Origin of the sequence: Tabrizicola sp. (assembly GCF_034366665.1) — a bacterium.
In the GTDB taxonomy this organism is placed as follows: Bacteria; Pseudomonadota; Alphaproteobacteria; order Rhodobacterales; family Rhodobacteraceae; genus Tabrizicola.
The window spans coordinates 40,356-65,688 of record NZ_JAXMMF010000110.1 but is presented as its reverse complement, the minus strand read 5'-3'; the positions used below and the strand labels follow the sequence as shown (position 1 = coordinate 65,688).

Here is a 25,333-nt window from a genome sequence, read left to right as displayed (position 1 = left end):
TTAACCCTGCGGCAATCGGCGCACGACCTGAACGCCGCTCCACCGGCCACCGCTTCCCCTTTGACAAATATCCCCGCCGGAGGCTCGCACCAAGCCGGTTGAGCCGCAGGCTCAGAGGCGAGCAAAGGCAATGCGCCGCAGGCGCTCGATCAACCAGGGCCCGTCACCCACGCAGCACGATGTTGGTTAACAAACCCCTGACGCACCCGCCAAGCCGTTGATTTCCCACAGGCGGCACCAGTGTCCCACGATGGGACGGGCGTCACTCGCCCTGAACCCCGCCCTCGCCCTCGGCCCCCTGCGCCGCCTCGATCGCCCGCCACCGGACCACGTTTTCATTGTGCTCGGCCAGCGTCCTTGCAAAGGCATGCCCGCCCGTGCCATCGGCCACAAAGAACAGATAGTCGGTCGCGTCCGGGTTCAACGCCGCCTCGATCGACAACCGCCCGGGGTTCGCGATCGGCGTCGGCGGCAGCCCGTCGATCACATAGGTATTCCACGGCGTCTCGCGGCGCAGCTCGCTCTGCCGCAGCCCCCGCCCCAGCACACCCTCGCCCTTGGTGACCCCGTAGATCACCGTCGGGTCGGTCTGCAACCGCATCCCCTGCTCCAGCCGGTTGACGAACACGCTCGCAACCTGCCGCCGCTCCTCCGGAACCGAGGTTTCCTTCTCCACGATCGACGCCATGATCAACGCCTCTTCCGGCGTCTCATACGGCAGCCCCTCGGCCCGCGCCTCCCAGGCAGCCGCCAGCACCTCCGCCTGCGCCTCGCTCATCGCCGCGATCAGCGCCGCCCGGTCAGACCCCTTCGCCACCTCATAGCTCCCCGGCGCAAGCGCGCCTTCCGGCGGCACCGCTTCAATCGTGCCCGCCAGGAAATCCGCCCGCTTCAGCCCCTCGGCCACCTGCCAGCTCGTCACCCCCTCCGCCACCGTCACCCGAAAGCGCAGATCGGGGTCTTCGCTCGCCTGCACATAGGGCTCAGGCACCGTGCCCGCCGCCGGATCGAACTTCACCACCTCGACGAAACTGTTCGTCTCAAGATCCAGCTCGCTCAACACCACATCAAACGCCGCCACCCCGATGCGAAAGTTGACATCCCGCCCACAGGTCGACGCGCCCCCCACCGTGATCGCCTCCAGCACCTCCGCCATCGACGCCCCGGCAGGCACCATATAGGACCCGAACTTCAGGTCATCCGCCTTGTCCGAATAATCCGCCCCGATCCGGAAGATCCGCGCATCCGTCACCGCGCCCCGCTCTTCCAGAGTGCGGCTGACCGCACTCAGGCTGGCCCCCCGCTCCACCTGCAGGCAGATCGGCGCGGCCAGCGGGCCCACCTTGGAAAACTCGTTGCGCGCCCATGCCACCAGCGCCGCCGCCGCGATCAGGATCACGATGAACAGCGTCAGCGCGTTCGAGGCGACCGACCGCCACATCAGCCCGCCACCTTGCCCAGCACGAGGCTCGCATTGGTGCCGCCAAACCCGAACGAATTCGACAGCGCCACGTCGATCTTCCGGCGCACCGCGACATTCGCCGCAAGGTTCAGCGTCGGCGTCACCGCCGGGTTATCAAGGTTGATCGTCGGCGGCGCCACCCCATCCCTGATCGCAAGGATGCAGAAGATCGCCTCCACCGCCCCCGCAGCCCCCAGCAAATGCCCGATCGACGATTTCGTCGAACTCATCACCGCCCCCGCCGCCGCATCGCCCAGCAGGCGCTCAACCGCCCCCAGCTCGATGGTATCTGCCATCGTCGAAGTGCCATGCGCGTTGATGTAATCCACATCCGCAGGCGTCAGCCCCGCCCGCTTCAGCGCCGCCTCCATGCTGCGATAGCCCCCGTCCCCGTCCTCGCTCGGCGCGGTGATGTGGTAGGCGTCACCCGACATGCCGTAGCCCAGCACCTCGGCATAGATCTTCGCCCCGCGCGCCTTCGCGTGCTCGTATTCCTCCAGCACCACCACGCCCGCCCCCTCGCCCATCACGAACCCGTCGCGGTCCGCGTCATAGGGGCGGCTCGCCTTCGTCGGCTCATCAGCCCGCTTGGTCGACAAGGCCTTGCAGGCGTTGAACCCCGCGATCCCGATTTCCGAAATCGGGCTTTCCGCCCCGCCCGCCACCATCACATCCGCATCGCCCCACTGGATCAGCCGCGCCGCATCGCCAATGGCATGCGCGCCGGTCGAACAGGCCGTCACCACCGCATGGTTCGGCCCCTTGAAGCCAAAGCGGATCGAAACCTGCCCCGACACCAGGTTGATCAACGCGCCCGGAATGAAGAACGGCGATACCCGCTTCGGTCCCTTTTCCTTGATCAGCACCGCCGTCTCGGCAATCGAGGTCAGCCCCCCGATCCCCGATCCGATCATCACCCCGGTGCGCAGCTTTTCGGCTTCCGGAATATCGTCCCAGCCCGCATCCCGCACCGCCTGAACCGCCGCCGCCATGCCGTAAAGGATGAAATCATCGACCTTGCGCTGGTCCTTCGGCTCCATCCAGTCGTCCGGATTGAAGGTGCCGCCGCTGCCATCGCCGCGCGGGATCTCGCAGGCATACTGCGTCACCACGTTCGATGCGTCGAACCTGGTGATCGGCCCCGCGCCCGATTGCCCGGCAATCAATCGCTCCCAGGTCGCCTCGACACCGCAGGCCAGCGGCGTCACCATTCCCAGACCTGTGACCACGACACGACGCATCAGAAAACCCCCATCCTTAGGCTGAAAGCGGTGATACACGCCCCGTCTTTGGCGTGCAACCAAACCCGGCCCGCACCGGCGGTACGGTGCGCGCCAGCGCTCCGCCTTCCGCTTTGCGAGAATATCCCACGGGAGGTTCGGAGGGTGTGAAACCCTCCGAACCCGCCCTTCTTGCAGGACGCGCCCTCAGCCCTGCCGCGCCAGCACGCCCAGCACCGCCGCCAGCAGTTGCGCCGCAAGCCCGGCACCAAGCCCATCCACATCACGCGACGGCATGAATTCCACCATGTCCACCCCCGCGATCCGCGCCTTCTCCGACACCCCCGCGATCAGCTCCAGCACCTGCCAGTAGCTCAGGCCTCCCGCCGTGCGCCCGATCACCGCCGGCATCACGCTGGGGTCCAGCGCATCGACATCAAGGCAGATGATCACCTCGGCGCCTGCCGGGATCAGGTCCACCGCCCGCCCGACACCCGACCGCGCCACCTCGCCCGCAGGCACGAAACTCACGCCCCAGTCCAGCGCGTCCTGCACATCCGACACCCGTGCCGACCCGATGCCACGGCTGCCCACCTGCACGATCCGCTCGACATGCCCCATCTCGCTGGCGCGCCGCATCGTCGACGACAGGCCCAGCCGCTCGCCCCCGACCTCGTCGCGCCAGTCGATATGGGCGTCGATCTGCAGGATGGTAAAGGTCTTGCCGCGCGCGCCATAGGCTTCCAGCATCGGGATCGGCAGCGAATCGTCGCCGCCGATCAGCACCGGCACCGCCCCCCGGTCGAGGATCAGGTTCACCGCGCCAAAGATGCGTGCCCGGTTGCCCACCGGATCGGCCTCGTCCTGCGGCAGATCGCCCGCATCCACCGCCGTCACCCGCCCCGGAAACACCGGCCCGCCAAGATCGAAGTTCATGTGTCCAAGGGTCGCCGCATGGGCCGCCCCCGCCACCCGTATCGCCTGCGGCCCGCCCGCGCAGTAAAACCCCACGCTCGGATACGGCGTGCAGCCATCCGCCCCGATCAGCACGGCTCCCGCCTGCACCCGGCTCAGGTCCCGGCAGCGTGGCAGGCCAAGGAACGTCTCCCCGTCGCCGCCCCCGAACATCGCTCCCAGATTTGCCATCGCCGCCTCCTTGCAATCGCGGCCACCTTGCCCGCGCCGCCCGTACGGTGGCAAGGCAAGCGATGCGCCGCCCCCCCGCACGACGGCCATTCTCCGCCACCCGCCCGCCACCCGCCGATCCCGGCCTGCCTGCACCCTTCCGCTTTGAACAAATATCCCACGGGAGGGCGCGGGGGGGTGTGACACCCTCCCGCTTCGACCGTGGTCCAACGCGATGCCAGAGACGAAAACCAAGGCCCGAAACGCAAAAGGCGCCCCGCAAGGGACGCCTTTCACTACCCGCCAAGGCGGTTTGAATTCAGGCAGCTTCCGAGATGAACTTCACCGCGTCGCCGAAGGTCTGGATGGTCTCGGCGGCGTCATCCGGGATCTCGATCCCGAACTCTTCCTCGAACGCCATCACCAGTTCGACCGTATCAAGGCTGTCAGCGCCCAGATCGTCGATGAACGAGGCCGTCTCGGTGACCTTGTCCTCTTCGACGCCCAGATGCTCGACGACGATCTTCTTAACGCGGTCCGCGATGTCGCTCATGTCCGTTCCTCTTTGTGGTGCGGGCAACGCCCGCCTTGTCTCGATGTGCCCGTCTCCGGGCGATTTCCTGCGCGCCTATAGCAAGGGCCGCGCCGCATGGCAAACTGTTTCCAGACACGGTCTGGAAACGCGCCATCACACCATGTCCATCCCGCCGTTCACATGCAAGGTGGCCCCGGTGACATAGGCCGCTTCCGGCGACGAAAGATACAGCACCGCCGCAGCAATCTCTTCCGGCCGGCCCATCCGCCCCGCTGGCACCACCCCCAGGATCGCGGCCTTCTGCGCCTCGTTCAGCTTGTCGGTCATCGCCGTCTCGATGAAACCTGGCGCCACCGCATTCACCGTGATCCCCCGGCTCGCCACCTCGGCGGCCAGCGATTTCGACAGCCCGACCATCCCGGCCTTCGACGCGGCATAGTTCACCTGCCCCGCATTTCCGGTGGTCCCGACCACGGACGAGATGTTGACGATCCGCCCCCAGCGCGCCTTCATCATCCCCCGGATCGCCGCCCGGCACAGCCGGAAGGTCGCCGTCAGGTTCACGTCGATCACCGATGCCCAATCCTCGTCCGACATCCGCATCGCCAGCCCGTCGCGCGTGATCCCGGCATTGTTGACCAGGATGTCCACCGCCCCCATCGCCTCAGCCGCGCGCTTCACCAGCCCCTCAACTTCTGCCGGCACCGAAAGGTTGCACGGCACCACATGCACCCGCCCGCCCAAGTCCGCCGCCAGCACCGCCAAAGGCTCGACCCGCGTCCCAGACAGCGCGACCGTGGCCCCCGCCCCATGCAGCACCCGCGCGATCTCCGCGCCGATCCCGCCCGAAGCGCCAGTCACCAGCGCGCATTTCCCCGTCAGATCGAACATCGCCACACCTTCCCGTTTCTTCTGTTCGCAAATATCCCGCGGGGGTGCGGGGGCGCGAAGCCCCCGCCGCGTCCCGCCGCGTCCCGCCGCGCGCCCGTCAACCCTTCGCCGCCAAGACGTCCTCAGGCGTGCCCACGGCCCGCGTCACCGCGCCCTCCGCCGTGCGCTTGATCATCCCCGACAGGGCCTTGCCCGCGCCGATCTCCCAGAACTCGGTGACCCCGGCCCGCTCCATCCACAGCACGCTTTCGCGCCAGCGCACCGATCCGGTCACCTGCGCGATCAACAGGTCATGGATGCGGTCCGGCTCCGTCACCGCCTCGGCCCGCACGTTGACCACGATCGGCACCCTTGGCGCGTTGATCACCGCCGCCGCCAGTGCCTCGGCCATCACATGTGCCGCGGGCTGCATCAGCGCGCAATGGAACGGCGCGCTCACCGGCAGCAGCATCGCGCGCTTGGCGCCCCTGGCCTTGGCAATCTCCAGAGCGCGTTCGACCGCCGCCTTGTGACCCGACACCACCACCTGTGCGGGATCGTTGTCGTTCGCCGCCTGACACACCTCGCCCTGCGCGGCCTCTGCCGCCACCGCGACCGCCGCCTCGAAATCAAGGCCCAGCAGCACCGCCATCGCCCCAACGCCGACCGGCACCGCCTCCTGCATCGCCTGCCCGCGGATGCGCAACAGCCGCGCGGTATCCGACAGGCTCAGACTGCCCGCCGCACACAGCGCCGAATATTCGCCCAGCGAATGACCCGCCACAAAGGCCACATGCTCCAGCCCGATCCCCTCGCTCTCCAGCGCCCTCAGCGCCGCGATCGAGGTCGCCATCAGCGCCGGCTGCGCATTCCTCGTCAGGGTCAACTCCGCAATGTCGCCCTCCCAGATCAGCCGCGACAGGGTCTCGCCCAAAGCCGCATCGACCTCGTCGAACACCGCCTTCGCCGCCGGATATGCCTCGGCCAGCGCCCGGCCCATCCCGATGGTCTGCGCCCCCTGGCCTGGAAATACGAATGCGCGGCTCATGCCATTCTCCCCTGTTTTCTCCGGGATAGCCCGACACGCCACGCTTCGCAATCACGCGTGTTGCCGCCGCCGTCCCTCATCGTCGCCTTCCCCTTGCATCGCGCGGCCCACTCTGTATAAGGCCCCATCCTTGCAGGCAGTCCCTTTATCCGGCGCTGCCCCTCGTGGACTGGCCGCCTGCAAGGCAAAGCCCGTCCTGTGAAGCGCGCCCGAAACGGAACGGAGACCGCATGCCGCTTTACGAGCATGTTTTCATTTCGCGTCAGGACCTGTCCAACGCGCAAGCCGAAGGCCTTATCGAACACTTCTCGACCGTCCTCGCGGACAACGGCGGCAAAGTCGTTGAAAACGAATACTGGGGCGTCAAGACGATGGCCTACAAGATCAACAAGAACCGCAAGGGCCACTACGCCCTCCTGAAATCGGACGCGCCCGCCGCTGCCGTGCAGGAGATGGAGCGCCTGATGCGTCTGCACGACGACGTCATGCGCGTCCTGACCATCAAGGTCGACAAGCACAACGAAGGCCCGTCGGTCCAGATGCAGAAGCGTGACGAGCGCGAGCGCGATGGCGACCGGGGTGACCGCGGCGGCTTTGGCGGCGAACGCCGTGAACGCCCGTCGTTCGGTGACCGTCCCGATCGTGGCGGCGACCGTGGCGAACGTCCGTCCTTCGGCGGCGGCGAACGTCCGTCGTTCGGCGCACCGCGTCGTTGATCCATAGCTTGAAGAAAGGTCCATAAACCATGGCGAACAAACCGTTTTTCCGCCGCCGCAAGGTTTGCCCCTTCTCGGGCGACAATGCACCGGCAATCGACTACAAGGACACCCGTCTGCTGCAGCGCTACATCTCCGAGCGCGGCAAGATCGTTCCGTCCCGGATCACCGCCGTCTCGGCAAAGAAGCAGCGCGATCTGGCCCAGGCCATCAAGCGCGCCCGCTTCCTCGCCCTGCTGCCCTACGCCGTGAAATAAGGAGCACATGACATGCAAGTGATCCTTCTGGAACGCGTGGCCAAGCTTGGCCAGATGGGCGAAGTCGTCAACGTCAAGGACGGCTATGCCCGCAACTACCTGCTCCCGCAGGGCAAGGCGCTGCGCGCGAACGAAAACAACGTGAAGTCGTTCGAGGCGAAGAAAGCCCAGCTGGAAGCCACCAACCTGGAAACCCGCAAGGAGGCAGAATCTGTCGGCGCCAAGCTGGACGGCCAGACCTTCGTGGTGATCCGGTCGGCTTCGGACGCTGGCGCGCTTTATGGCTCGGTCACCCCGCGTGACGCAGCCGAAGCCGCGACCGAGGCGGGCTTCACCGTCCACCGTGGCCAGATCATCCTGGATCGTCCGATCAAGGACCTGGGCCTGCACACCGTCTCCGTGCAGCTGCACCCGGAAGTCACCGTGAAGATCCGCCTGAACGTCGCTCGTTCGGTGGAAGAAGCGGAACTGCAGGCCTCGGGCAAGTCGATTGCCGAACTGGCAGCCGAGGCGGAAGCCGAAGCCGAGTTCGAAATCGCCGAGCTTTTCGACGAAATGGGCGCTGCGGCGAACGACGAATAAGCTTTCCCCCATTGTGGGACAGCAAGCCGCGTCCAGGCAACCGGGCGCGGTTTTTCTTGGTGCCAAGCGTCCTTAGGTTCAGAAGCCGAACGCCAGGACCGCCCCAAAGCTTTGCCGCGCTTTGACCAGTCGCTGTCGGGCGTTGGCAAGCCGCGCTGCATGGCGTGGCTAGCGTAAGGCCATGCAGATGTCAGCCACCCGCCGCGGTATCCTTGCCCTGACCTTGGGGATAGCGATCTTTTCCGTGCAGGACGTGATCCTCAAGCTTCTGTCCGGGGATTATCCGCTGCACCAGGCCATGCTGATCCGCAGCCTGACTGCCCTTCCCTTCCATCTCGCCATCGTCTGGTGGTTCGACGGGCGGCTTTCCACCATCACAACGCCGGGCTGGTGGAAGATGCTGGCGCGGGGCCTGCTGAACTTTGTCGCCTACACCGCCTACTACCTGGGCCTGGCCTACCTGCCCCTGGCCGACACCATCGCGCTGTTCTTCACCAGCCCGCTGTTCATCACCCTGACCGCGGTTCTGTTCCTGGGGGAACGGGTGCGTTTCCTGACCTCGGTCGCCGTCGCCGCGGGCTTTGCGGGCGTGCTTCTGATCGTGAAGCCAGGTGCGGGCGGGATCGACCTTGCCGCACTTCTGCCGATCCTGGGCGCCCTTGGCTATGCGCTGTCGATGATCGCCGCGCGCAGCCTGGGGCGGACCGAATCCGCCGCGGCGATGGCCTTCTGGGGCAACGTGTGCTTTCTCTTGTGCGCGCTGGCGCTGTCCGCCCTTTATGGAAGTGGCGCATTCGCCGGGGCGTCCCACCCCTCGCTTGCCTTCCTGACGCGGGGCTGGGTCACGCCGACGCTGGCCGATCTCATGCTCATGGCCTCTTGCGGCCTGATCGCGGCCATCGGCCTCACGCTCTTGACCTATGCCTACCGCGTCGCACCCTCGGCCACGGTGGCCCCGTTCGAATACAGCTTCATGTTCTGGGGAGTGCTGTGGGGCTGGCTTTTCTGGGACAACATGCCCGACGGGCTGGCCTGGGTTGGCATCGCCGTCATCATCGCGGCTGGCCTGGTGGTGATCCGGGCACCGCAAACGGAAAAGGCCGCCCCCGAAGGAGCGGCCTCGCCTCCCTGACGGACCTTGGGTCCGCTTACATCTCGTCCAGTGCCTCGACGGCTTTCTGAAGCTTGTCTTTCGAGATTTCCTTGTCGGTCACCTTGGCCAGCCCGACAAGGTGATCGACGACCTTGTCCTCGAACAGCGGAGCGCGCAGCTGCTGTTGCATCTGCTGGTTCTTCTGCACGAATTCGAAGAACTGGCGTTCCTGCCCCGGATACTGGCGGGCAGCGGCCAGGACAGCCTGGGTCATCTCGGCGTCGGTCACGGTGACCTCGGCCTTGCGACCGATTTCGGCCAGCAGAAGTCCCAGACGGACCCGACGCTCGGCCAGCTTCTTGTGCTCGTCCGTCGTTTCGATGCTGCCGTGGTTGTGGCCGTGCTCTTCGGGATGCTCTTCGTGCCAGAGCTGGTGGGCGATCTGGTTGGCTTCCGCCTCGACCAGGTTCGCGGGCAGGTCGAACTTGACCATGCCGTCCAGCTGATCCAGGAGCGACCGCTTCAGGACCGCGCGGGCAGCGCCCTTGTATTCGGCTTCCAGACGCTCGGCGATCTGGGCCTTGAGGGCTGCCAGGTCGTCGGCACCGAACTTCTTGGCCAGTTCATCATCGATCTCGGCGGCCTTGGGTTCTTTCACCGCCTTGACAGTGCAGGCGAAGACCGCGGCCTTGCCGGCAAGATGCGCGGCACCGTAGTTTTCCGGGAAGGAGACGTTGACGTTCACTTCGTCGCCGACCTTGGCGCCGACCAGCTGGGCCTCAAACCCCGGGATGAAGGAGTTGGAGCCCAGCACCAGCGGATAATCCTCGGCCGAGCCGCCTTCGAACAGCTCGCCGTCGACCGAGCCCTTGAAGTCGATGGTGATCTGGTCGCCATCCTTGGCCTTGGCGCCCTTCTTGCGGTCGTCGAAGGACTGCGCCGAACCGGCAAGGTTCGTCAAAGCTTCCTCGATGGCCTTGTCGTCGGCCTTCACGATCAGACGGTCCAGCTTCAGCTTGCCGGCATCGACCTCGGGGATCGGGGGCAGAGCGTCATAGGTCATCTCGACCACGACATCCTGGCCCTCTTTCCAAGCATCGCCGCCGACCATCTTGACTTCCGGCTGCAGCGCGGGGCGGTCGCCTGACTTGTCGAAATGGTCCTTCATCGCGGCGTCAATGGCTTCCTGCATCGCGTCACCCAGGATGCGGGTGCCGAACTGCTTTTTCAGGATCGCCAGCGGGACCTTGCCCTTGCGGAAGCCCTTGATCTCGACCTCGGGCTGCGCTTCCAGAAGCTTTTCCTGGACCTTCGCGTCCAGTTCGGCCGCCGTCACCGTGATGGTGTAGCCGCGCTTGAGGCCTTCGTTCAGGGTCTCGGTGACCTGCATGGGGGGACGTCCTTCCTGGTTCATTCGGGCGCGGTTGCGCAATAGTCAGCAGTCACAGGGCGGAACCCTGCGCGCGTTGGCGGGCCTGATAGCAAAGCTTTCAGTCCGATGTAAGGGGGAATCGCCAGCCGGACGCACGGGTCACGGCTGGTGCGGGTGAAGGGACTTGAACCCCCATGCCTTGCGGCGCTGGAACCTAAATCCAGTGCGTCTGCCAGTTCCGCCACACCCGCCGACCAGCCTGTAGCCTTCTAGCAAAGCATCGCCGGACGCGCGAGGGGGCAAATGCGCTGCCCCATTTGCGCCACAGCCGCCGATTTACGGCCACATCTGCCCAGAAATCACCGAACTGGCATCGAATGCCCAACACAAACCGGGACGAGAACTGAGTGCAGGGACAGCAGAAGGATTACTGGAATGGACTCTGAAGCTCCGTTTTCCAGATCGGCCGGCGGCGCGGGGATCGACCCGCAGCCAGGGGTGATCGCCGGCACGATGGTGCGGACGCTGGATGGGGTGCTGCCCGTCGAATACCTGACCCCCGGCGACCGGATCGTGACACGCAGCGGCGCGCGTCGGCTGACCTCGGTTTCCGTCCAGGCGCGCAAGGTTGTCGATCTGGTGCGCATCCGCGCCTCGACCATCGGGCACGATCGGCCCGAACAGGACCTGCTGGTGTCTCCCGGCCAGGCGATCCTGATCCGCGATTGGCGCGCCAAGGCGATCTTCGGCGTGCCGGTGGCCGCGATCCCGGCGTCACGCCTGGCGGATGGCGAATTCATCTGTCTGGAAACCCACGCCCAGGTCCGCCTTTTCACCCTGCGCTTCGACGAGGACGAGGTGATCTATGCCGAAGGGCTGGAGCTGGCCTGCCCCGCCTTCCTGCCCGAACTGGCCTGACCCGAACTGGCCTGACCCGAATTGGCCTGATCTCGACCCGGCCTGATCCCGACCCGGCCTGACGCAGCGTCGTACTAGGCCTGTCACACCAATCGGCTAATCTGGCGCCATGACCCGCGCACGCCAAGACCGCAGCCTTTGCACCCGGACGCAAGTCCGGCCCCGGGGATGAGCTTCGACTACATCATCGTCGGCGCAGGCTCGGCCGGTTGCGTTCTGGCCAATCGCCTGTCGGCAAACCCGAAGACCCGCGTCTGCCTGATCGAGGCCGGTCCCGCCGACCGCAACCCGATGATCCACATGCCCTTCGGCCTGGCCGCCCTTGCGCATATGCGCTGGCTGAACTGGGGCTATCAGACCGAACCCGAAGCGCAGCTGAACCACCGCCGTCTGTTCTGGCCACGCGGGAGGGTGCTTGGCGGCTCAAGCTCGATCAACGCGATGATCTACATGCGCGGCCATCCACAGGACTATCGCGATTGGGCCAGGCTTGCCGGGCCGCTTTGGGACTGGCCCCGCGTGCGGGCGATCTTCGTTGCGCATGAGGACAACCAGACCCTGCGGGACGACCACCACGGCCAGGGCGGGCCGCTGACCGTCAGCGATCTGACCGACCCGAACCCGCTGTCCCGCGCCTTCGTGGCGGCAGGGATGGACTGCCAACTGCCCGGGAACCCGGATTTCAACGGGGTCACGCAAGACGGTGTCGGCCTGTACCAGGTCACCCAGCGAAACGGTCGCCGCCTGTCCTCGGCGCAGGCGTTTCTGGTCCCAGTGCTGGACCGGCCGAACCTGACGCTTGTCACCAAGGCGCAGGTCCACCAGGTCACATTCGCAGGCCGCCGCGCCACCGGGGTCCAGCTTCGTGACCGGACTTTGGCGCTTGCCGAGGGCGGAGAGGTTATCCTGTCCGGCGGCACGATCAACTCGCCGCACCTTCTGATGCTGTCGGGCATCGGTCCCGGCGCACAGCTGCAGGCGATGGGCCTGCCGGTCCTGCACGATGCGCCCGAGGTCGGGGCGAACCTGGCCGACCATCTGGACATCACGGTCCAGGCCGCGCTGAAGGGCCGCGAGGCGATTGGCATCGCGCCCAGCTTCCTGCCCCGTGCCGTGCGCGCAGCCTGGGCCTACCTGCGCCGGGGCCAGGGCGAGTTCACCTCGAACGTGGCCGAGGCCGGGGGGTTTGCCCGCTCGGACCCCGCACGGGACCGGCCCAACCTGCAGTTCCACTTCATCCCGGCCTATCTTCACGACCACGGCCGCCGCCTTTCCCTGGGCTACGGGGTGACGCTGCATGTCTGCGATCTGCTGCCGAAAAGCCGGGGCCGGATCAGCCTTGCCTCGCCCGACCCGATGGCCCCGCCCCGGATCACCGCCAACTATCTTGGCCACCCCGAGGACCTGCCGACCCTCTTGTCCGGCCTGAAACTTGCCCGCCGCATCCTTCATGCCCCACCCCTTGCCCGTCACATCCTTAGCGAAACCCTGCCCGGCCCGCAGGTTGTCAGCGACGAAGCGCTGGTGGCCGACATCCGCGCCCGGGCCGAGACGATCTACCATCCCGTCGGCACCTGCCGCATGGGGCTTGATGCCGCCTCGGTCACTGATCCGCAGGGCCGGGTGCGCGGCGTGCAGGGGTTGCGGGTGGCGGATGCCTCGGTCATGCCGCAGATCATCGCGGGCAACACCAACGCCCCGACGATGATGATCGCCGAGACCATTGCCCGTTGCATCCTGGATCAACCATCCGCAAGCTGACTGTCATACAGCTTTTACATTTCTGCAATCTAAGCGTCATCCGACGGGACTAGAGCCGGGACAGCCCAAGAGGGCCGCCACAAGACGCTGCACGATATCAGGAGTGCCTCGATGAAATCCTTCCACCTCACCGTTTCGGTGCTGGCCTTCGCCGCCGCGATGCCCGCCGCTGCCCGTGACCAGATCCAGGTCACCGGCTCGTCCACCGTGCTGCCCTACGCCACCATCGTCGCCGAAGCCTTCGGCGAGAACTTCGACTTCCCGACCCCGGTCGTGGAAGGCGGCGGTTCGGGTGCGGGCCGCAAGAAGCTTTGCGAAGGCGTCGGTGAAAACACCGTCGACATCGCCAACTCGTCCAGCCGCATCTCGCAGTCGGACATCGACCTGTGCAAGACCAACGGCGTCGAAGAGATCATGGAAGTCCGCATTGGCTATGACGGGATCGTCTTCGCCAGCGCCGTGGAAGGCGCCGACTTCGCGCTGACCCCCGCCGACGTCTACAATGCGCTGGCTGCCAAGGTCGTCAAGGACGGCGCTCTGGCCGACAACGCGAACGCCCAGTGGGCCGACGTGAACCCCGCCCTGCCCGCCCAGGACATCCTGGCCTTCGTTCCGGGCACCAAGCACGGCACGCGCGAAGTCTTCGACACCAAGGTGATCGTCGCCGGCTGCAAGGAAACCGGCGCGCATGACCTGTTCCTCGCGACCGCCGAGGGCGCGGATGACAAGGAAAAGGCCGGCAACGCCGACAAGGCCTGCATGGAACTGCGCACTGACGGCAAGTCGGTCGACATCGACGGCGACTACACCGAGACGCTGGCCCGCCTCGACGCCGACAAGAACGCCGTCGGCGTGTTCGGCCTGTCGTTCTACGAGAACAACACCGACAAGCTGAAGGTTGCGACCATGTCGGGTGTGGTTCCCTCGACCGAATCGATCTCTTCCGGCGAATACCCGGTGTCGCGTCCGCTCTACTTCTACGTCAAGAAGGCGCATATCGGCGTCATCCCCGGCCTGAAGGAATACATCGAGTTCTTCGTCAGCGACGACATGGCCGGCCCGGACGGCCCGCTGGCGGAATACGGCCTGGTGTCCGACCCGGAACTGGCCGCGACGCAAGCAATGGTGACCGCGGAAACCCCGATGGGTCCGCTGGAGTGATCTGACAGCCGGGCGGGACCTTCGGGTCCCGCCCTTCCCTTTCAAGCCCCGCCCTTCCCTTACGAACCCGGAAGCCCGCATGTCCGTCCTGATGCTTCTTGCCGCCATTGCCGTCCTGGCGACCGCCGCCTTCTTCCTGGCACGGCAGCGCGCGCTTGCCTCGACCCAGGGCAACCCCCGGCTTCTGCACTCGCTGCCCGGCTACTATGCCTGGTACGGCGCAATCTCGGTCCTGGTCCCCGCGCTTGCAGCCCTGATCCTGTGGCTGATCGTGCAGCCTATGGTGCTAGAGGCCCGCATCTCTGCAAACCTTCCCGCCGAGCTTGTCGCCGATGCCACAACGGCCGAGCTGACAATGGCCGACGTCCGCCGAGTCGCGGGTGGCCTTGATACCGCCATCGCCAGCGGCGCCATCAGCGAAACCGACGTCCAGGCGCTTGCAACCGGGTCAACCGACATCCGCGCCCTTCTGGCCCAGTCCGGCGTGGCCCTGGCCGCCGAGGTCTCACCCGAGGTCCTGACCGCCGCGCAGGACTATCGCGCCCAGTCGCATTGGGGGGCCGCGGCCCGCACGGCGATCATCCTCTTGCTGGCCGTCCTTGGCCTTTTCTGGGGCGTCAAGCGTGCACAGCCCGACTTCCGCGCCCGCAATCAGGTCGAGCGTGTGGTCCTTGCCCTTCTGATCGCCGCCTCGTCGATCGCGATCCTGACGACGGTGGGCATCGTCTGGTCGATGGTGTCCGAAACCTTCGACTTCTTCACCAAATACCCGATCGAGGACTTCTTCTTCAGCCTGACCTGGTCGCCGAACTTCCGCGGTGGGTCTGATCTTGGGATCATCCCGCTGATCTGGGGCACGCTGTACATCACCGTGATCTCGATGCTGGTCTCGGTCCCCATCGGCCTTTTCGCGGCGATCTACCTGGCGGAATATGCCTCGCGGCCCGTGCGCAACTGGGTCAAGCCGCTGATCGAGATCATCGCGGGCATCCCCACTGTGGTCTTCGGCATCTTCGCCCTTGTCACCGTCGGCCCCGCCCTGCGCGACTGGTTCGCCGAGCCGATGGGCCTTGGCAACTCCGGCTCCTCGGTCATGACCGCCGGTATCGTGATCGGCATCCTGAACATCCCCTTCATCTCGTCGCTGTCGGACGACATCATCAACGCCGTGCCGCAATCCTTGCGCGATGGCAGCCTGGGCCTTGGCGCCACCCGGTCCGAGACCGTGCGCCAGGTGATCCTGCCCGCGGCCCTGCCGGGCATCGTCGGCGCGATCCTGATGGCCGCCAGCCGCGCCATCGGCGAGACGATGATCGTGGTGATGGGCGCAGGGGCTGCTGCGAAACTGTCGCTCAACCCGTTCGAAGCGATGACCACGATGACCGTCAAGATCGTCGGCCAGCTGACCGGCGACACCGACTTTGCCGCCCCCGAAACGCTTGTGGCCTTCGCGCTTGGCATGACCCTCTTTGTCATCACGCTTGGCCTGAACATCTTTGCCCTCTGGATCGTCCGGAAATACCGGGAGCAGTACGAATGACCGACCTCAGCGCCGACGGCCCCTATATCAAGCGTCCCAAGCAGTCGATCCTGACCGCCAGCGCCAACATGAAGCGCCGCAATGCCGCCGAGGTCCGCTTCAAGCTTTATGGCATCATCGCGATCACCATCTCGCTGACGATGCTGGCGATCATGCTCTTCACGATCTTCCGCGACGGCGTGTCGTCGTTCCAGCAGGCCACGCTCAGCTTCCCGGTCGAACTGTCGGCGGAAACGCTGGACCCGAAGGGCAATCGCAACCCCGAAGAACTGGGCAAGGTCACCACGGTCGGCTACCAGAAAGTGCTGTCCCAGGCCTTTGTCGCCGAACTGCAGGCGCGCGGTATCACGCAAGAGGGTGTCTCGGACAAAGAGATTGGCGAGCTGATCTCGAAGGACGCGGCCGGCACGCTGCGGGCGCAGGTCCTGGCGAACCCCGACCTGATCGGCACCACCATCGACGCGACCATCCTGGCCGCAGGTCGGGTGGACGGCTTCCTGAAGGGCCGCGTGACCTATGAGACGGCCGAGCGTGACAACCAGATCAACCCCGATCAGCTGCGGCTTGTCGAACAGCTGCGCGATGCCGGGATCGTCCAGTCCTCGTTCAACTGGACCTTCTTCACCAACCCCGACGCCTCGGACCAGCGCCCCGAGGCCGCAGGTCTGGGCGTGGCCCTCCTCGGCTCGGCCTACATGATGCTGATGGTCCTGGTCATGTGCGTGCCCGTCGGCGTCGCGGCCTCGATCTACCTTGAGGAATTTGCGCCAAAGAACCGCTGGACCGACGCAATCGAGGTCAACATCTCGAACCTTGCCGCCGTCCCCTCCATCGTCTTCGGTATCCTGGGCCTGTCGATCTTCATCAACTTTGCCGGCATGCCGCAATCGTCTTCGGTCGTAGGCGCGCTGGTCATCAGCCTGATGACGCTGCCCACCATCATCATCGCCACCCGCGCCTCGATCCGGGCCGTGCCGCCCTCGATCCGCGATGCGGCGCTTGGCGTCGGCGCGTCGAAGATGCAGACCGTCTTCCACCATGTCCTGCCGCTTGCCATGCCCGGTATCCTGACCGGCACGATCCTGGGTCTTGCGTCGGCCCTTGGCGAAACCGCGCCGCTTCTGCTGATCGGCATGGTCGCCTTCGTCGACAACTACCCCTCGGCCCCGCCGGAAGGCTTCCTTGACCCCGCGACCGCCCTGCCCGTGCAGGTCTATTCCTGGGCCAGCCGCGCCGATCCGGCCTTCATCGAACGCTCCAACGGCGCGATCATCGTTCTTCTGGTGTTCCTCGTCGTCATGAACGTCGCCGCGATCCTCCTCCGTCGCCGGATCGAGCGTCGCTGGTAGCCTCTAAAGCAGGGGCAGCATCAACGCGAACAACTCGGCCTGGGACGAGATCCGGCACCGCCCGTAAAGCTGTTTGCGGAAGACCTTGACCGTCTGCGGCGAGACGCCCAGGTGCAGCCCGATCGACAGGGTCGAGTGCCCCTTCAGGATCAGCAGCGCCACCTGCGCCTGGCGTGGTGACAGCGCGATCCCCAACGACCGCTCCGCCGCCGCTGCCAGCTTTGCCGGGGTGTCCTCGACTGGCTGCGCGGCAAGTTTCGGCACCGGCCAATGCGCCCTTGCAAGTTCGGCGATGACCGGCACGATCCGTCGGCAGGCGGCAATCTCGCCGGCCGAGAAGACCCTCCCCGACTGTCCGTCCCGACCAAGGAACAGGTTCAGCGACAGGCCCGCGCCCAGCCAGACCGTGAACGCCAACTCGTCGATGATCGTGGTTTGCCCGAAGTACTCGACGTAGAACCGGCTCCGCTGGAACGCGTCCGGCGCGATGTCGCGTAGCCGGTAAAGCCCCTCCTCGGCCCGTTGCAGGTGCAACCCGTAGAACGGACTTAGGCGGAACGCGCCCGCCATGTAGGTGCTTTGCAGCCGCGCAAAGACCTGCGCGTTTCCCGCCCGCCGGAACAGCTCCAGCGCCGGCCCGCCATCGCTGTAGGCCAGCACCAGCATGTTGTCGGGCCGTGCAAGGGCCTGAAACAGCTGCCAAAGCGCTGCCTCGAACCCTGAACGGCCAAGGCTTGCAATGGCTTTCGCCAGCTGCGGCGCGACGCTTTCGGCAGGTTCTCTCACGCATACCTCGCTGGGGGTATATACCCCCGGAAGCCAATTAACCTAGCAATAACCCGAATTCCAAGGGGTATGGCCGCTGCACCGGACCCGCTTAGGATGGCCCGGAAGTCCACAGGAGAGACCCGATGCGTTTGGCACTCTGGCAGGGCACATCCCCCGCCTCCGACATCGAGGCCGCCTGCGCCCAGGCCGAAGTCGCCCTTGCCGCCGCTGCCGCGATGGGTGCCGCGGCCCTGGTCCTGCCCGAAGTCTGGCTGCCCGGCTACAACCAGCCCGGTATCCCCGCCCTTGCGCTTCCCCTCGACAGCGCCCCCCTCCACCGACTGGCCGCCGCCGCCAGGACGCACAAAACCGCCCTTGTCATGGGCTATGCCGAGCGTGCGGGCGACCGCCTTTACAACTCTGCCGCCTGCTTCGGCCCCGACGGCGCACTTCTGTGCAACTACCGCAAGGTGCAGCTCTACGGCCCCCGCGAGGCCGCACTATACACCCCCGGAGACACCCTGCACACCTTCCGCCTCGGGACAGAAACCGCAGCAATCCTGATCTGTTACGACATCGAGTTCGCACCTCACGTCAGCTCTCTTGCGGCCCGCGGCACAACGCTGATCCTGGTCCCGACCGCCAATATGGCCCCCTTCACCCACGTCCCCCGCGCCACGGTCCCGGCGATGGCCGCCAGCCACGGAGTGACCATCGCCTATGCCAACTACTGCGGCACCGAAGGCGACCTGACCTATGTCGGGACCTCCACCATCGCCGGCCCCCACGGCGAGATTCTCGCCCAGGCTGGTGAAACGCCCACCCTCCTCGTCACCGACCTGCCCCCCCGCGACCTTGGGCGCCTCTCCACCCAAGCCACCGACCTGAGACAGCTCTGATGCGCGACCCCCGCCACGACATCCTCTTCACGCCGCTGCAGATCGGCCCGAAAACGGCCAAGAACCGCTTCTATCAGGTCCCGCACTGCAATGGCGGCGGCTACCGCGACCCCTCCGCCGTGGTCGAGATGCGCCGCACCAAGGCCGAGGGCGGCTGGGGCGTCATTTTCACCGAACAGACCGAGATTCACCCGACCTCGGAAATCACCCCCTTCATCGAACAGCACCTGTGGGATGACCGCGACATCCCCGCCCTGTCCCGGATGGCCGAGGCGATGAAATCCCACGGCGCGCTTGCGGGCATCCAGCTTGCCTACAGCGGTATCAACGGCCCGAACCTCTATTCGCGCGAGGTCCCTTTGGCCGTCACCGGCGGCCCGATCCTTACCTTCACCTCTGACCCCGTCCAGGCCCGCACGATGGACAAGGAGGATATCCGGAACCTCCGTCGCTGGTTCCGCAACGCCTTCCGCCGCAGCCATCAGGCGGGCTTCGACCTGATCTGCCTTTACGGTGCCCACGGCTTTGGCATCCTGCAACACTTCCTTTCCCGCGCGACCAACCACCGCACCGACGAATACGGCGGCGACTTGACAAACCGCGCGAGGTTCCTGCGCGAGATCGTTGAAGATGCACGGGAAACCACCAAAGGCGAACTGGCTGTCACTCTCCGCATGTCGCTGCACGAAGCCGGGGCCTATGGCTTTTCCAACGCCGAGCTTCGCGATTTCATCGCCATGCACGCAGACCTTCCTGACCTCTGGGACCTCGCCCAAGGCACCTGGGAGGCCTGTTCGGGCACCAGCCGCTTCAAGCCCGAAGGCGCGCAGGAAGACCTCGTCCGCGGCATCAAGGAACTGACCCCGAAACCCGTTGTCGGCGTCGGCCGCTTCACGTCCCCCGACGCGATGGTCCGCCAGATCAAGTCCGGCATCCTCGATTTCATCGGCGCGGCGCGGCCAAGCATCGCCGACCCCTTCCTGCCGAAGAAAGTTCTGGACGGGGCTTACGAAGACATCCGCGAATGCATCGGCTGCAACATCTGCGTCTCGGGCGATATGACCGGCGGGATCAGCCGCTGCACCCAGAACACCGCCTTCATGGAGGAATGGCGCAAGGGCTGGCACCCCGAACGCGCCCGCCCGAAAGGGGCATCGCGGTCCGTCCTGATCGTCGGCGCCGGCCCCACCGGGCTTGAAGCCGCCCTGCAGGCCGCCAAACGCGGCTACACCGTCACCCTGGCCGAGGCGACGACGACCCTCGGCGGTCGGGTCGCCAGGGAACGCCTCCTGCCCGGCCTCTCCGCCTGGGGCCGCGTCGCCGACTACCGCACCGGGCAACTCGCCCCGATGCCGAACGTGGAAATCTACCGCGACAGCCCGCTGACCCCCGACGACATCCTCGCGATGGGCGCAGACCACGTCGCCATTGCCACCGGGGCCACTTGGCGCCGCGACGCCGTGGCACGCCTCCACCTGCACCCGATCCCGACCGACCCCGCAATGACGGTCTACACCCCCGACGACCTGATGGCGGGCCGCAGCCCCAAGGGTCTGACCGTCGCCCTTTACGACGACGACCACTTCTACATGGGGTCCGTGCTGGCAGAGCTTCTAGTGCAGAACGACAACCGCGTCCATTTAATCACCCCTGCGGCCAAGGTCGCCGAATGGACCGACAACACGCTGGAACAGGGCAGCATCATGCGCCGCCTGCTGGACCTCGGCGTGGGCATCCACCTCAGCAAAGCACCGGAAGTCATTGGTAAAGCTGAAATAACGCTCGGATGCACCTGGACAGGACGTCAGACCGCACTTGCCTGCGAGGCCGTCATCCATGTGACGTCCCGGACCCCGAACGACCAGCTTTATCACGCCACAAAGGCGCTGGACTGGCAGGCCTCCGGCCTCAAGACCCTCCGCCTTGTCGGCGACGCCGCCGCCCCCGGCCCCATCGCCTGGGCAACCTACGCCGGCCGGACCTGGGCCGAATCGCTTGATCAGCCCGGCCAGGTCGACGCCCTCACCTTCCGCCGCGAAATCGCGGCACTGGACCCCGGACCAACCCTTCTGCCATGACCGCGCAGCTTTCACCTGGCCCCAAATCTCCCCGCCGGAGGCCCCCGAGGCCTTGCGTGTCCTTCACACGCAAGGCCGAGACAAAAGGCTCGCGCGGAACGCGCTCAATTCAGTAACCGCCCTGACCCAGGACACCGACATGACCCACTTCCGCCACCGCAAGTTCAATACGAAAGACACCTACCCCGAGCAGAAGCTGGACAACGACCTCGCCCAGGCCGTTGTCGCGCGGGGCCGGATCGTGTTCCTGCGCGGCCAGTGCCCGCAGGACCTCGACACCGCAAAGGATATCGGCAGCCATGACCCGGTCGAACAGACCCACAAGGTCATGCAGAACATCCGGCAACTCTTGGAGGAGGTCGGCGGCAACATGACCCACCTGTGCAAGGTCGTCGTCTACCTGACCGATGTCCGCCACCGCGAGGCGGTCTACCGGACGATGGGCGAATACATCAGGGGCGTACATCCGGTCTCGACCGGGGTCGTGGTCACGGCGCTGGCCCGGCCAGGCTGGCTGGTCGAAATCGACGGAACCGCCGTGATCCCGGACGACGCGGAATGACCTTTTCCATCGTCGCGCGCTGCGCCCGGACCGGGCAGGTCGGGATGGCGATCTCGTCCTCGTCCCCCGCCGTCGCCGCCCGCTGTGCCCATGTCCGGGCGGGGGTGGGGGCGGTTGCCAGCCAGAACATCACCGACCCGGCGCTGGGGCCGCTGGTGCTGGATCGGCTGGAGGCCGGCTTGCCTGCGTCGGAGGCCTTGACGGCCGTCACCGACGGGCGGCCCCACATCGACTACCGCCAGCTTCTGGTCATCGACCGGCAGGGGCGAACGGCGATCCATTCGGGGCGTCAGGTGCTGGGCATCTGGGGCGAAGCACGGGCCACCGACTGTGCAGCGGGGGGAAATCTTCTGGCTGCAGAACGGGTGCCGCTGGCAATGGTAGAGGCCTTCGCGACCTCGACCGGCCACCTTGGCGAACGTCTCATGCGGGCGCTGGAAGCCGGTCTTGCCGCCGGTGGCGAAGCCGGACCGGTGCAGTCCGCCGGGTTGAAGCTTGCCGACCGTCTGTCCTGGCCGCTGGTCGATCTGAGGATCGACTGGGCTGACGATCCCATCGGAATGCTGCGGTCGGCCTGGGACATCTACGCGCCGCAAATGGCCGCCTATGTGCAGCGGGCAGAGGACCCCACCCAGGCCCCGAAATATGGGGTACCCGGGGATGAGTAAGGCGTATCTGTCCAGGCTGGACACTCCCGGGACCTCCGTTCGACAAAACGGCCTGGCCGCGACACTTCATCCAGTCTCAACCTCTGGAACAGGGCATCTCGCATGACCGAAACCATCCACACCCTTGTCATCGGCGGCGGTCAGGCCGGGGTGGCGACCTCGGCGCACCTTCAGAAACACGGCGTGCCGCACCTCGTGCTCGAACGCGACCGGATCGCCGAACGCTGGAGGTCCTGGCGCTGGGACAGTCTGGTGGCCAACGGTCCAGCCTGGCATGACCGCTTCCCCGACGCCGAATTTGCGGGGCTTGACCCCGACGCCTTCGCGTCGAAAGAGGCCGTCGCAGACTACTTCGTCCGCTTCGCCAGCGACCGTTCCCTGCCGATCCGTACCGGGGTCGAGGTGACGAACCTGCAGCGCCACGGCGACACCTTCCGCGCGACCACCGCGCAAGGGGAGATCGAGGCGCGGAACGTGGTGATCGCCACCGGGCCATTCCAGAAGCCGGTGATCCCGACGGTCATCACCGATCCGACGCTCACCCAGTTGCACTCGAACGCCTACAAGAACCCGAACGCGCTTCCGCAGGGCGCGGTTCTCGTCGTGGGCGCAGGCTCGTCCGGCGCACAGATCGCCGAGGAACTGGTCCGGGCGGGGCGGCCCGTTTACCTTTCGGTCGGCCCGCACGACCGCCCGCCGCGGCGCTACCGGGGACAGGACTTCGTCTGGTGGCTGGGCAAGCTGGGCAAGTGGGACGCGAAGGCCCCCACCCCCGGCACCGAACACGTGACCATCGCGGTCAGCGGCGCCTATGGCGGGCACACGATGGACTTTCGCCGCCTGGCGGGTCTGGGGGTGACACTTCTGGGCCGCGCGGGAGCCTACGACGACGGCGTGCTGCAGATCGCCGATGACCTTGCGACCAACATCGCCAACGGCGACCGGAACTATCTGTCGGTGCTGGACGAGGCAGACGCCTACGCCACGGCGCATGGGCTGGACCTGCCCGAGGACCCCCAGGCGCGCACCCTCCTGCCCCTGCCCCGTTGCGTGACGGACCCGACCCTGACCCTGGACCTGGCGGCAGCCGGGATCACCAGCGTGATCTGGGCCACCGGCTTCCAGCTCGACTTCGGATGGATCGACCTGGACATCTTCCGGCCCGATGGCCGCCCCCGCCACCAGGACGGCGTGACCGAGGTCCCGGGCCTCTACTTCGTCGGTCTGCCCTGGCTGTCCTGCCGGGGTTCCGCCTTCATCTGGGGGGCCTGGAAGGATGCCCAGCGGTTGGCGGGGCTGATCGCGGCGCGCGGGTCGGCCTGACCATCCCGCAAAGACCCACGCAGATCCGGCGATTCCGTGCTAGGTTCTGCCAAAGGTCCAAGCAATGGGAACTGTCCATGCAAGGGATGTTCGCAGCGCTGGTGCTGCTGACGGTCGCAGGCTGCGCCAACGTGAACTACGACCGCACAGAGCCCGGCGCGTTCAAGGGCGAGGTGGCCGTGGTCTGGCTGAAGGGCACCGGCCCGTCCGGCGACGGCACCTTCGTCTACGTGCCGACCCCGCAAAGACCGCTCACCTTCACGCGCCCGAAGGGGAAGACCGCAGGACAGACCATCACGCCGCCGATGATGTACACCGATGGCGGCTCGGTCCCGGGCCTGGCCCGCGCCTTCCGCGGACTGACGCCCTGGAACTACGGTCCCGCCTATATCGTGCATGACTGGGTGTTCATGGCGCGGCAGTGCCTGAACACCGGGGCGACCGATGCAACGTACACCGATCTGGCGCCACTGACGTTCCAGGATTCGGCCGAGATCATCGCCGAAAGCATCAAGGCGCTTGAGGTGTCCAAGCGGGTCAACGCCCGCGACATCTCGGGGGCGGCGGTGACCTTCGCGGTGACCAGCCCGTTCTCGAAAGCGCGCTGGAGTGCCAGGGAATGCCGCGAGGTCAGCCCGGAACACCGCAAGATGGCGCTGGAAGCGGTCGGGCGCGCGCCCGAGATCGGCGACGAATCGCGGGCGCGGATGCTGGTGCTGCCTGACGGAGAACGCCGACCCGCCAATGCGGTGGTCGTGGCCGTAACGACATTCGACTGACGCGCAGGCGTAGGGTGGGCAATCCTGCCCACCCTACCTACACGGCGCGAAGCACCCCGCGGTCGATCTGGTCCTGCTCGATCGATTCGAACAGCGCGCGGAAGTTGCCCTCGCCAAAGCCGTCGTCGCCCTTGCGCTGGATGAACTCGAAGAAGATCGGGCCGATCACTGTCTTCGAGAAGATCTGCAGCAGGATCTTCGTCTCGCCCCCGTCCACCACGCCTTCGCCATCAATCAGGATACCGTGCCTGGCCAGCTTTTCGATGGGCTCCTCGTGCCCTACGACGCGGGTCTTCGACAGCTTGTAGTAGGCCAGCGGCGGCTTTGGCATGAACTTCAGGCCCGCCTCGGCGATGGCGTCGGTCGCCGCATAGATGTCGTCGGAGCCCACGGCGATGTGCTGGATACCTTCGCCCCTGTAGCGCTTGAGGTACTCGACGATCTGCCCGGTCTCGCCGCGATCCTCGTTGATCGGGATGCGGATGCGGCCGCAGGGACTGGTCAACGCGCGGGAATGGAGCCCGGTGAACTTGCCCTCGATGTCGAAGAACCGGATCTGACGAAAGCCGAAGAGCCGCTGATAAAAGTCGAACCAGGTGTCCATGTTGCCGCGATGGACGTTGTGCGTCAGGTGATCAAGGTAGTGGAAGCCCACGCCTGCAGGCTTTGCCGGGCCGACAAAGTCGAAGTCGGCGTCGTAAGGGTTGGCATTGCCATACTCGTCGGTGAAATAGATCAGCGAGCCGCCGATGCCAACGATGGCGGGCAGGTCCAGCGTCTTGTCCTCACCCGTGTAGGCCGTGGCCCCGTTCTTCACCGCATGCGCGAAGGCATGGGCCGCGTCGGCTACCCGCCAGCCCATCGAGGGGGCGCAGGGCCCGTGCTCGTCGACGAAGCGACGCGCGTGGCTGCCGGGTTCGTCGTTCAGGATATAGGTGATGTCGCCCTGCTGCCAAAGCTCGATGGCCTTCCGTTTGTGGCGGGCGGTCAGCGTGTAGCCCATCTTCGTGAACAGCGCGCGCAACTCGTCCGGGTTTGGGTGGGCGAATTCGACGAACTCGAAGCCATCGGTCCCGGCGGGGTTCTCGGCCGAGATCACTGCGCGGGGGGCGTCGTGCGGAAAGGGACCCATGATTGTTCCTTCGGGAAAAGCTGATCCTTCTCAGGATGACACGCACGCCCCGTCAACGGCGCGCATTTTCAGGCTTGCATCGGGTAAGGGATGCGCGCTTTCTGCGCAGAATCCC

The 25,333-nt window shown here is 66.2% G+C and carries 24 protein-coding genes and 1 tRNA gene; 15 read left to right on the top strand and 10 right to left on the bottom strand.

Annotated elements, in window-relative coordinates; genetic code table 11:
* Window positions 1–262: 262 nt before the first annotated feature.
* The 6 genes from mltG to fabD form a co-directional block, all read right to left on the bottom strand.
* Window positions 263–1,441, bottom strand: coding sequence for an endolytic transglycosylase MltG (gene mltG / locus U1E69_RS15510; RefSeq protein WP_305569703.1), 1,179 nt, complete (start codon window positions 1,439–1,441; stop codon window positions 263–265).
* Window positions 1,441–2,703, bottom strand: coding sequence for a beta-ketoacyl-ACP synthase II (fabF, locus tag U1E69_RS15505; RefSeq protein ID WP_305569705.1), 1,263 nt, complete (start codon window positions 2,701–2,703; stop codon window positions 1,441–1,443). Before fabF ends, mltG begins: the two co-directional genes overlap by 1 nt.
* 186 nt (window positions 2,704–2,889) lie before the next feature.
* Window positions 2,890–3,828, bottom strand: a complete 939-nt coding sequence (locus U1E69_RS15500; protein ID WP_305569706.1) for an arginase family protein — start codon at window positions 3,826–3,828, stop codon at window positions 2,890–2,892.
* 298 nt (window positions 3,829–4,126) lie between these two features.
* Window positions 4,127–4,360 carry an acyl carrier protein gene (locus tag U1E69_RS15495; RefSeq protein ID WP_305569707.1) on the bottom strand — a complete coding sequence of 78 codons (234 nt, stop codon included), beginning with the start codon at window positions 4,358–4,360 and terminating at the stop codon, window positions 4,127–4,129.
* Window positions 4,361–4,495: 135 nt separating this feature from the next.
* Window positions 4,496–5,233 carry a 3-oxoacyl-[acyl-carrier-protein] reductase gene (fabG, locus tag U1E69_RS15490; RefSeq protein WP_305569708.1) on the bottom strand — a complete coding sequence of 246 codons (738 nt, stop codon included), beginning with the start codon at window positions 5,231–5,233 and terminating at the stop codon, window positions 4,496–4,498.
* A 97-nt stretch (window positions 5,234–5,330) separates the two neighbouring features.
* Window positions 5,331–6,260: an ACP S-malonyltransferase gene (fabD, locus tag U1E69_RS15485; RefSeq protein WP_305569709.1), complete on the bottom strand. Its 930-nt coding sequence runs from the start codon at window positions 6,258–6,260 to the stop codon at window positions 5,331–5,333.
* 230 nt (window positions 6,261–6,490) lie between these two features.
* Between fabD and rpsF the strand changes: the two genes are divergently transcribed.
* The 4 genes from rpsF (at window position 6,491) to U1E69_RS15465 (ending at window position 8,947) form a co-directional block, all read left to right on the top strand.
* Window positions 6,491–6,976, top strand: coding sequence for a 30S ribosomal protein S6 (gene rpsF, locus U1E69_RS15480; RefSeq protein WP_305569710.1), 486 nt, complete (start codon window positions 6,491–6,493; stop codon window positions 6,974–6,976).
* Window positions 6,977–7,005: 29 nt separating this feature from the next.
* Window positions 7,006–7,233 carry a 30S ribosomal protein S18 gene (gene rpsR, locus U1E69_RS15475; protein WP_322245308.1) on the top strand — a complete coding sequence of 76 codons (228 nt, stop codon included), beginning with the start codon at window positions 7,006–7,008 and terminating at the stop codon, window positions 7,231–7,233.
* Window positions 7,234–7,245: 12 nt separating this feature from the next.
* Window positions 7,246–7,815 (top strand): 50S ribosomal protein L9, encoded by a 570-nt coding sequence (rplI, locus tag U1E69_RS15470; protein ID WP_322245307.1) that lies wholly within the window; start codon window positions 7,246–7,248, stop codon window positions 7,813–7,815.
* A gap of 181 nt (window positions 7,816–7,996) precedes the next feature.
* Window positions 7,997–8,947 carry a DMT family transporter gene (locus U1E69_RS15465; protein WP_322245306.1) on the top strand — a complete coding sequence of 317 codons (951 nt, stop codon included), beginning with the start codon at window positions 7,997–7,999 and terminating at the stop codon, window positions 8,945–8,947.
* Between the two features lie 16 nt (window positions 8,948–8,963).
* On the opposite strand, the gene tig is transcribed toward U1E69_RS15465, so the two are convergent.
* Window positions 8,964–10,298 (bottom strand): trigger factor, encoded by a 1,335-nt coding sequence (gene tig, locus U1E69_RS15460; RefSeq protein WP_322245305.1) that lies wholly within the window; start codon window positions 10,296–10,298, stop codon window positions 8,964–8,966.
* A 148-nt stretch (window positions 10,299–10,446) separates the two neighbouring features.
* Window positions 10,447–10,531: transfer RNA gene (locus U1E69_RS15455), tRNA-Leu, on the bottom strand.
* Window positions 10,532–10,715: 184 nt separating this feature from the next.
* Between U1E69_RS15455 and U1E69_RS15450 the strand changes: the two genes are divergently transcribed.
* The 5 genes from U1E69_RS15450 (at window position 10,716) to pstA (ending at window position 17,009) form a co-directional block, all read left to right on the top strand.
* Window positions 10,716–11,198: a Hint domain-containing protein gene (locus U1E69_RS15450; protein WP_322245304.1), complete on the top strand. Its 483-nt coding sequence runs from the start codon at window positions 10,716–10,718 to the stop codon at window positions 11,196–11,198.
* A gap of 168 nt (window positions 11,199–11,366) precedes the next feature.
* Window positions 11,367–12,959: a GMC family oxidoreductase gene (locus U1E69_RS15445; RefSeq protein WP_322245303.1), complete on the top strand. Its 1,593-nt coding sequence runs from the start codon at window positions 11,367–11,369 to the stop codon at window positions 12,957–12,959.
* Between the two features lie 111 nt (window positions 12,960–13,070).
* A complete protein-coding gene (locus U1E69_RS15440) occupies window positions 13,071–14,120 on the top strand; it encodes a PstS family phosphate ABC transporter substrate-binding protein (RefSeq protein ID WP_322245302.1) in 1,050 nt (349 codons plus the stop codon).
* 79 nt (window positions 14,121–14,199) lie between these two features.
* Entirely contained in the window at window positions 14,200–15,660 is a 1,461-nt protein-coding gene (gene pstC, locus U1E69_RS15435) for a phosphate ABC transporter permease subunit PstC (protein WP_322245301.1), read from the top strand.
* Window positions 15,657–17,009, top strand: a complete 1,353-nt coding sequence (pstA, locus tag U1E69_RS15430; protein ID WP_322245300.1) for a phosphate ABC transporter permease PstA — start codon at window positions 15,657–15,659, stop codon at window positions 17,007–17,009. The genes pstC and pstA overlap by 4 nt, the downstream gene beginning before the upstream one ends.
* Window positions 17,010–17,012: 3 nt before the next feature.
* On the opposite strand, the gene U1E69_RS15425 is transcribed toward pstA, so the two are convergent.
* Window positions 17,013–17,795 carry a helix-turn-helix transcriptional regulator gene (locus U1E69_RS15425; protein WP_322245299.1) on the bottom strand — a complete coding sequence of 261 codons (783 nt, stop codon included), beginning with the start codon at window positions 17,793–17,795 and terminating at the stop codon, window positions 17,013–17,015.
* Window positions 17,796–17,920: 125 nt separating this feature from the next.
* Here U1E69_RS15425 and U1E69_RS15420 point away from each other — a divergent pair, with 125 nt between their 5' ends.
* The 6 genes from U1E69_RS15420 (at window position 17,921) to U1E69_RS15395 (ending at window position 24,086) form a co-directional block, all read left to right on the top strand.
* Window positions 17,921–18,676, top strand: coding sequence for a nitrilase-related carbon-nitrogen hydrolase (locus U1E69_RS15420; RefSeq protein ID WP_322245298.1), 756 nt, complete (start codon window positions 17,921–17,923; stop codon window positions 18,674–18,676).
* Window positions 18,676–20,754 (top strand): FAD-dependent oxidoreductase, encoded by a 2,079-nt coding sequence (locus U1E69_RS15415; protein ID WP_322245297.1) that lies wholly within the window; start codon window positions 18,676–18,678, stop codon window positions 20,752–20,754. The genes U1E69_RS15420 and U1E69_RS15415 overlap by 1 nt, the downstream gene beginning before the upstream one ends.
* 139 nt (window positions 20,755–20,893) lie before the next feature.
* Window positions 20,894–21,316: a RidA family protein gene (locus U1E69_RS15410; RefSeq protein WP_322245296.1), complete on the top strand. Its 423-nt coding sequence runs from the start codon at window positions 20,894–20,896 to the stop codon at window positions 21,314–21,316.
* Window positions 21,313–21,984, top strand: coding sequence for a DUF1028 domain-containing protein (locus U1E69_RS15405; protein ID WP_322245295.1), 672 nt, complete (start codon window positions 21,313–21,315; stop codon window positions 21,982–21,984). The genes U1E69_RS15410 and U1E69_RS15405 overlap by 4 nt, the downstream gene beginning before the upstream one ends.
* Window positions 21,985–22,086: 102 nt before the next feature.
* Entirely contained in the window at window positions 22,087–23,307 is a 1,221-nt protein-coding gene (locus tag U1E69_RS15400) for an NAD(P)/FAD-dependent oxidoreductase (RefSeq protein ID WP_322245294.1), read from the top strand.
* A 77-nt stretch (window positions 23,308–23,384) separates the two neighbouring features.
* Window positions 23,385–24,086, top strand: coding sequence for a hypothetical protein (locus U1E69_RS15395; RefSeq protein ID WP_322245293.1), 702 nt, complete (start codon window positions 23,385–23,387; stop codon window positions 24,084–24,086).
* A 37-nt stretch (window positions 24,087–24,123) separates the two neighbouring features.
* Here U1E69_RS15395 and hppD read toward each other — a convergent pair whose 3' ends face one another.
* On the bottom strand, window positions 24,124–25,218 hold the full coding sequence (gene hppD, locus U1E69_RS15390; protein WP_322245292.1) for a 4-hydroxyphenylpyruvate dioxygenase: 1,095 nt from the start codon (window positions 25,216–25,218) through the stop codon (window positions 24,124–24,126).
* Between the last annotated feature and the right edge of the window lie 115 nt (window positions 25,219–25,333).

Coding starts and splice junctions, on each gene's coding strand:
- mltG (WP_305569703.1), bottom strand. CDS start 1,441: ATGTGGCGGTCGGTCGCCTCGAACGCGCTGACGCTGTTCATCGTGATC.
- fabF (WP_305569705.1), bottom strand. CDS start 2,703: ATGCGTCGTGTCGTGGTCACAGGTCTGGGAATGGTGACGCCGCTGGCC.
- U1E69_RS15500 (WP_305569706.1), bottom strand. CDS start 3,828: ATGGCAAATCTGGGAGCGATGTTCGGGGGCGGCGACGGGGAGACGTTC.
- U1E69_RS15495 (WP_305569707.1), bottom strand. CDS start 4,360: ATGAGCGACATCGCGGACCGCGTTAAGAAGATCGTCGTCGAGCATCTG.
- fabG (WP_305569708.1), bottom strand. CDS start 5,233: ATGTTCGATCTGACGGGGAAATGCGCGCTGGTGACTGGCGCTTCGGGC.
- fabD (WP_305569709.1), bottom strand. CDS start 6,260: ATGAGCCGCGCATTCGTATTTCCAGGCCAGGGGGCGCAGACCATCGGG.
- rpsF (WP_305569710.1), top strand. CDS start 6,491: ATGCCGCTTTACGAGCATGTTTTCATTTCGCGTCAGGACCTGTCCAAC.
- rpsR (WP_322245308.1), top strand. CDS start 7,006: ATGGCGAACAAACCGTTTTTCCGCCGCCGCAAGGTTTGCCCCTTCTCG.
- rplI (WP_322245307.1), top strand. CDS start 7,246: ATGCAAGTGATCCTTCTGGAACGCGTGGCCAAGCTTGGCCAGATGGGC.
- U1E69_RS15465 (WP_322245306.1), top strand. CDS start 7,997: ATGCAGATGTCAGCCACCCGCCGCGGTATCCTTGCCCTGACCTTGGGG.
- tig (WP_322245305.1), bottom strand. CDS start 10,298: ATGCAGGTCACCGAGACCCTGAACGAAGGCCTCAAGCGCGGCTACACC.
- U1E69_RS15450 (WP_322245304.1), top strand. CDS start 10,716: ATGGACTCTGAAGCTCCGTTTTCCAGATCGGCCGGCGGCGCGGGGATC.
- U1E69_RS15445 (WP_322245303.1), top strand. CDS start 11,367: ATGAGCTTCGACTACATCATCGTCGGCGCAGGCTCGGCCGGTTGCGTT.
- U1E69_RS15440 (WP_322245302.1), top strand. CDS start 13,071: ATGAAATCCTTCCACCTCACCGTTTCGGTGCTGGCCTTCGCCGCCGCG.
- pstC (WP_322245301.1), top strand. CDS start 14,200: ATGTCCGTCCTGATGCTTCTTGCCGCCATTGCCGTCCTGGCGACCGCC.
- pstA (WP_322245300.1), top strand. CDS start 15,657: ATGACCGACCTCAGCGCCGACGGCCCCTATATCAAGCGTCCCAAGCAG.
- U1E69_RS15420 (WP_322245298.1), top strand. CDS start 17,921: ATGCGTTTGGCACTCTGGCAGGGCACATCCCCCGCCTCCGACATCGAG.
- U1E69_RS15415 (WP_322245297.1), top strand. CDS start 18,676: ATGCGCGACCCCCGCCACGACATCCTCTTCACGCCGCTGCAGATCGGC.
- U1E69_RS15410 (WP_322245296.1), top strand. CDS start 20,894: ATGACCCACTTCCGCCACCGCAAGTTCAATACGAAAGACACCTACCCC.
- U1E69_RS15405 (WP_322245295.1), top strand. CDS start 21,313: ATGACCTTTTCCATCGTCGCGCGCTGCGCCCGGACCGGGCAGGTCGGG.
- U1E69_RS15400 (WP_322245294.1), top strand. CDS start 22,087: ATGACCGAAACCATCCACACCCTTGTCATCGGCGGCGGTCAGGCCGGG.
- U1E69_RS15395 (WP_322245293.1), top strand. CDS start 23,385: ATGCAAGGGATGTTCGCAGCGCTGGTGCTGCTGACGGTCGCAGGCTGC.
- hppD (WP_322245292.1), bottom strand. CDS start 25,218: ATGGGTCCCTTTCCGCACGACGCCCCCCGCGCAGTGATCTCGGCCGAG.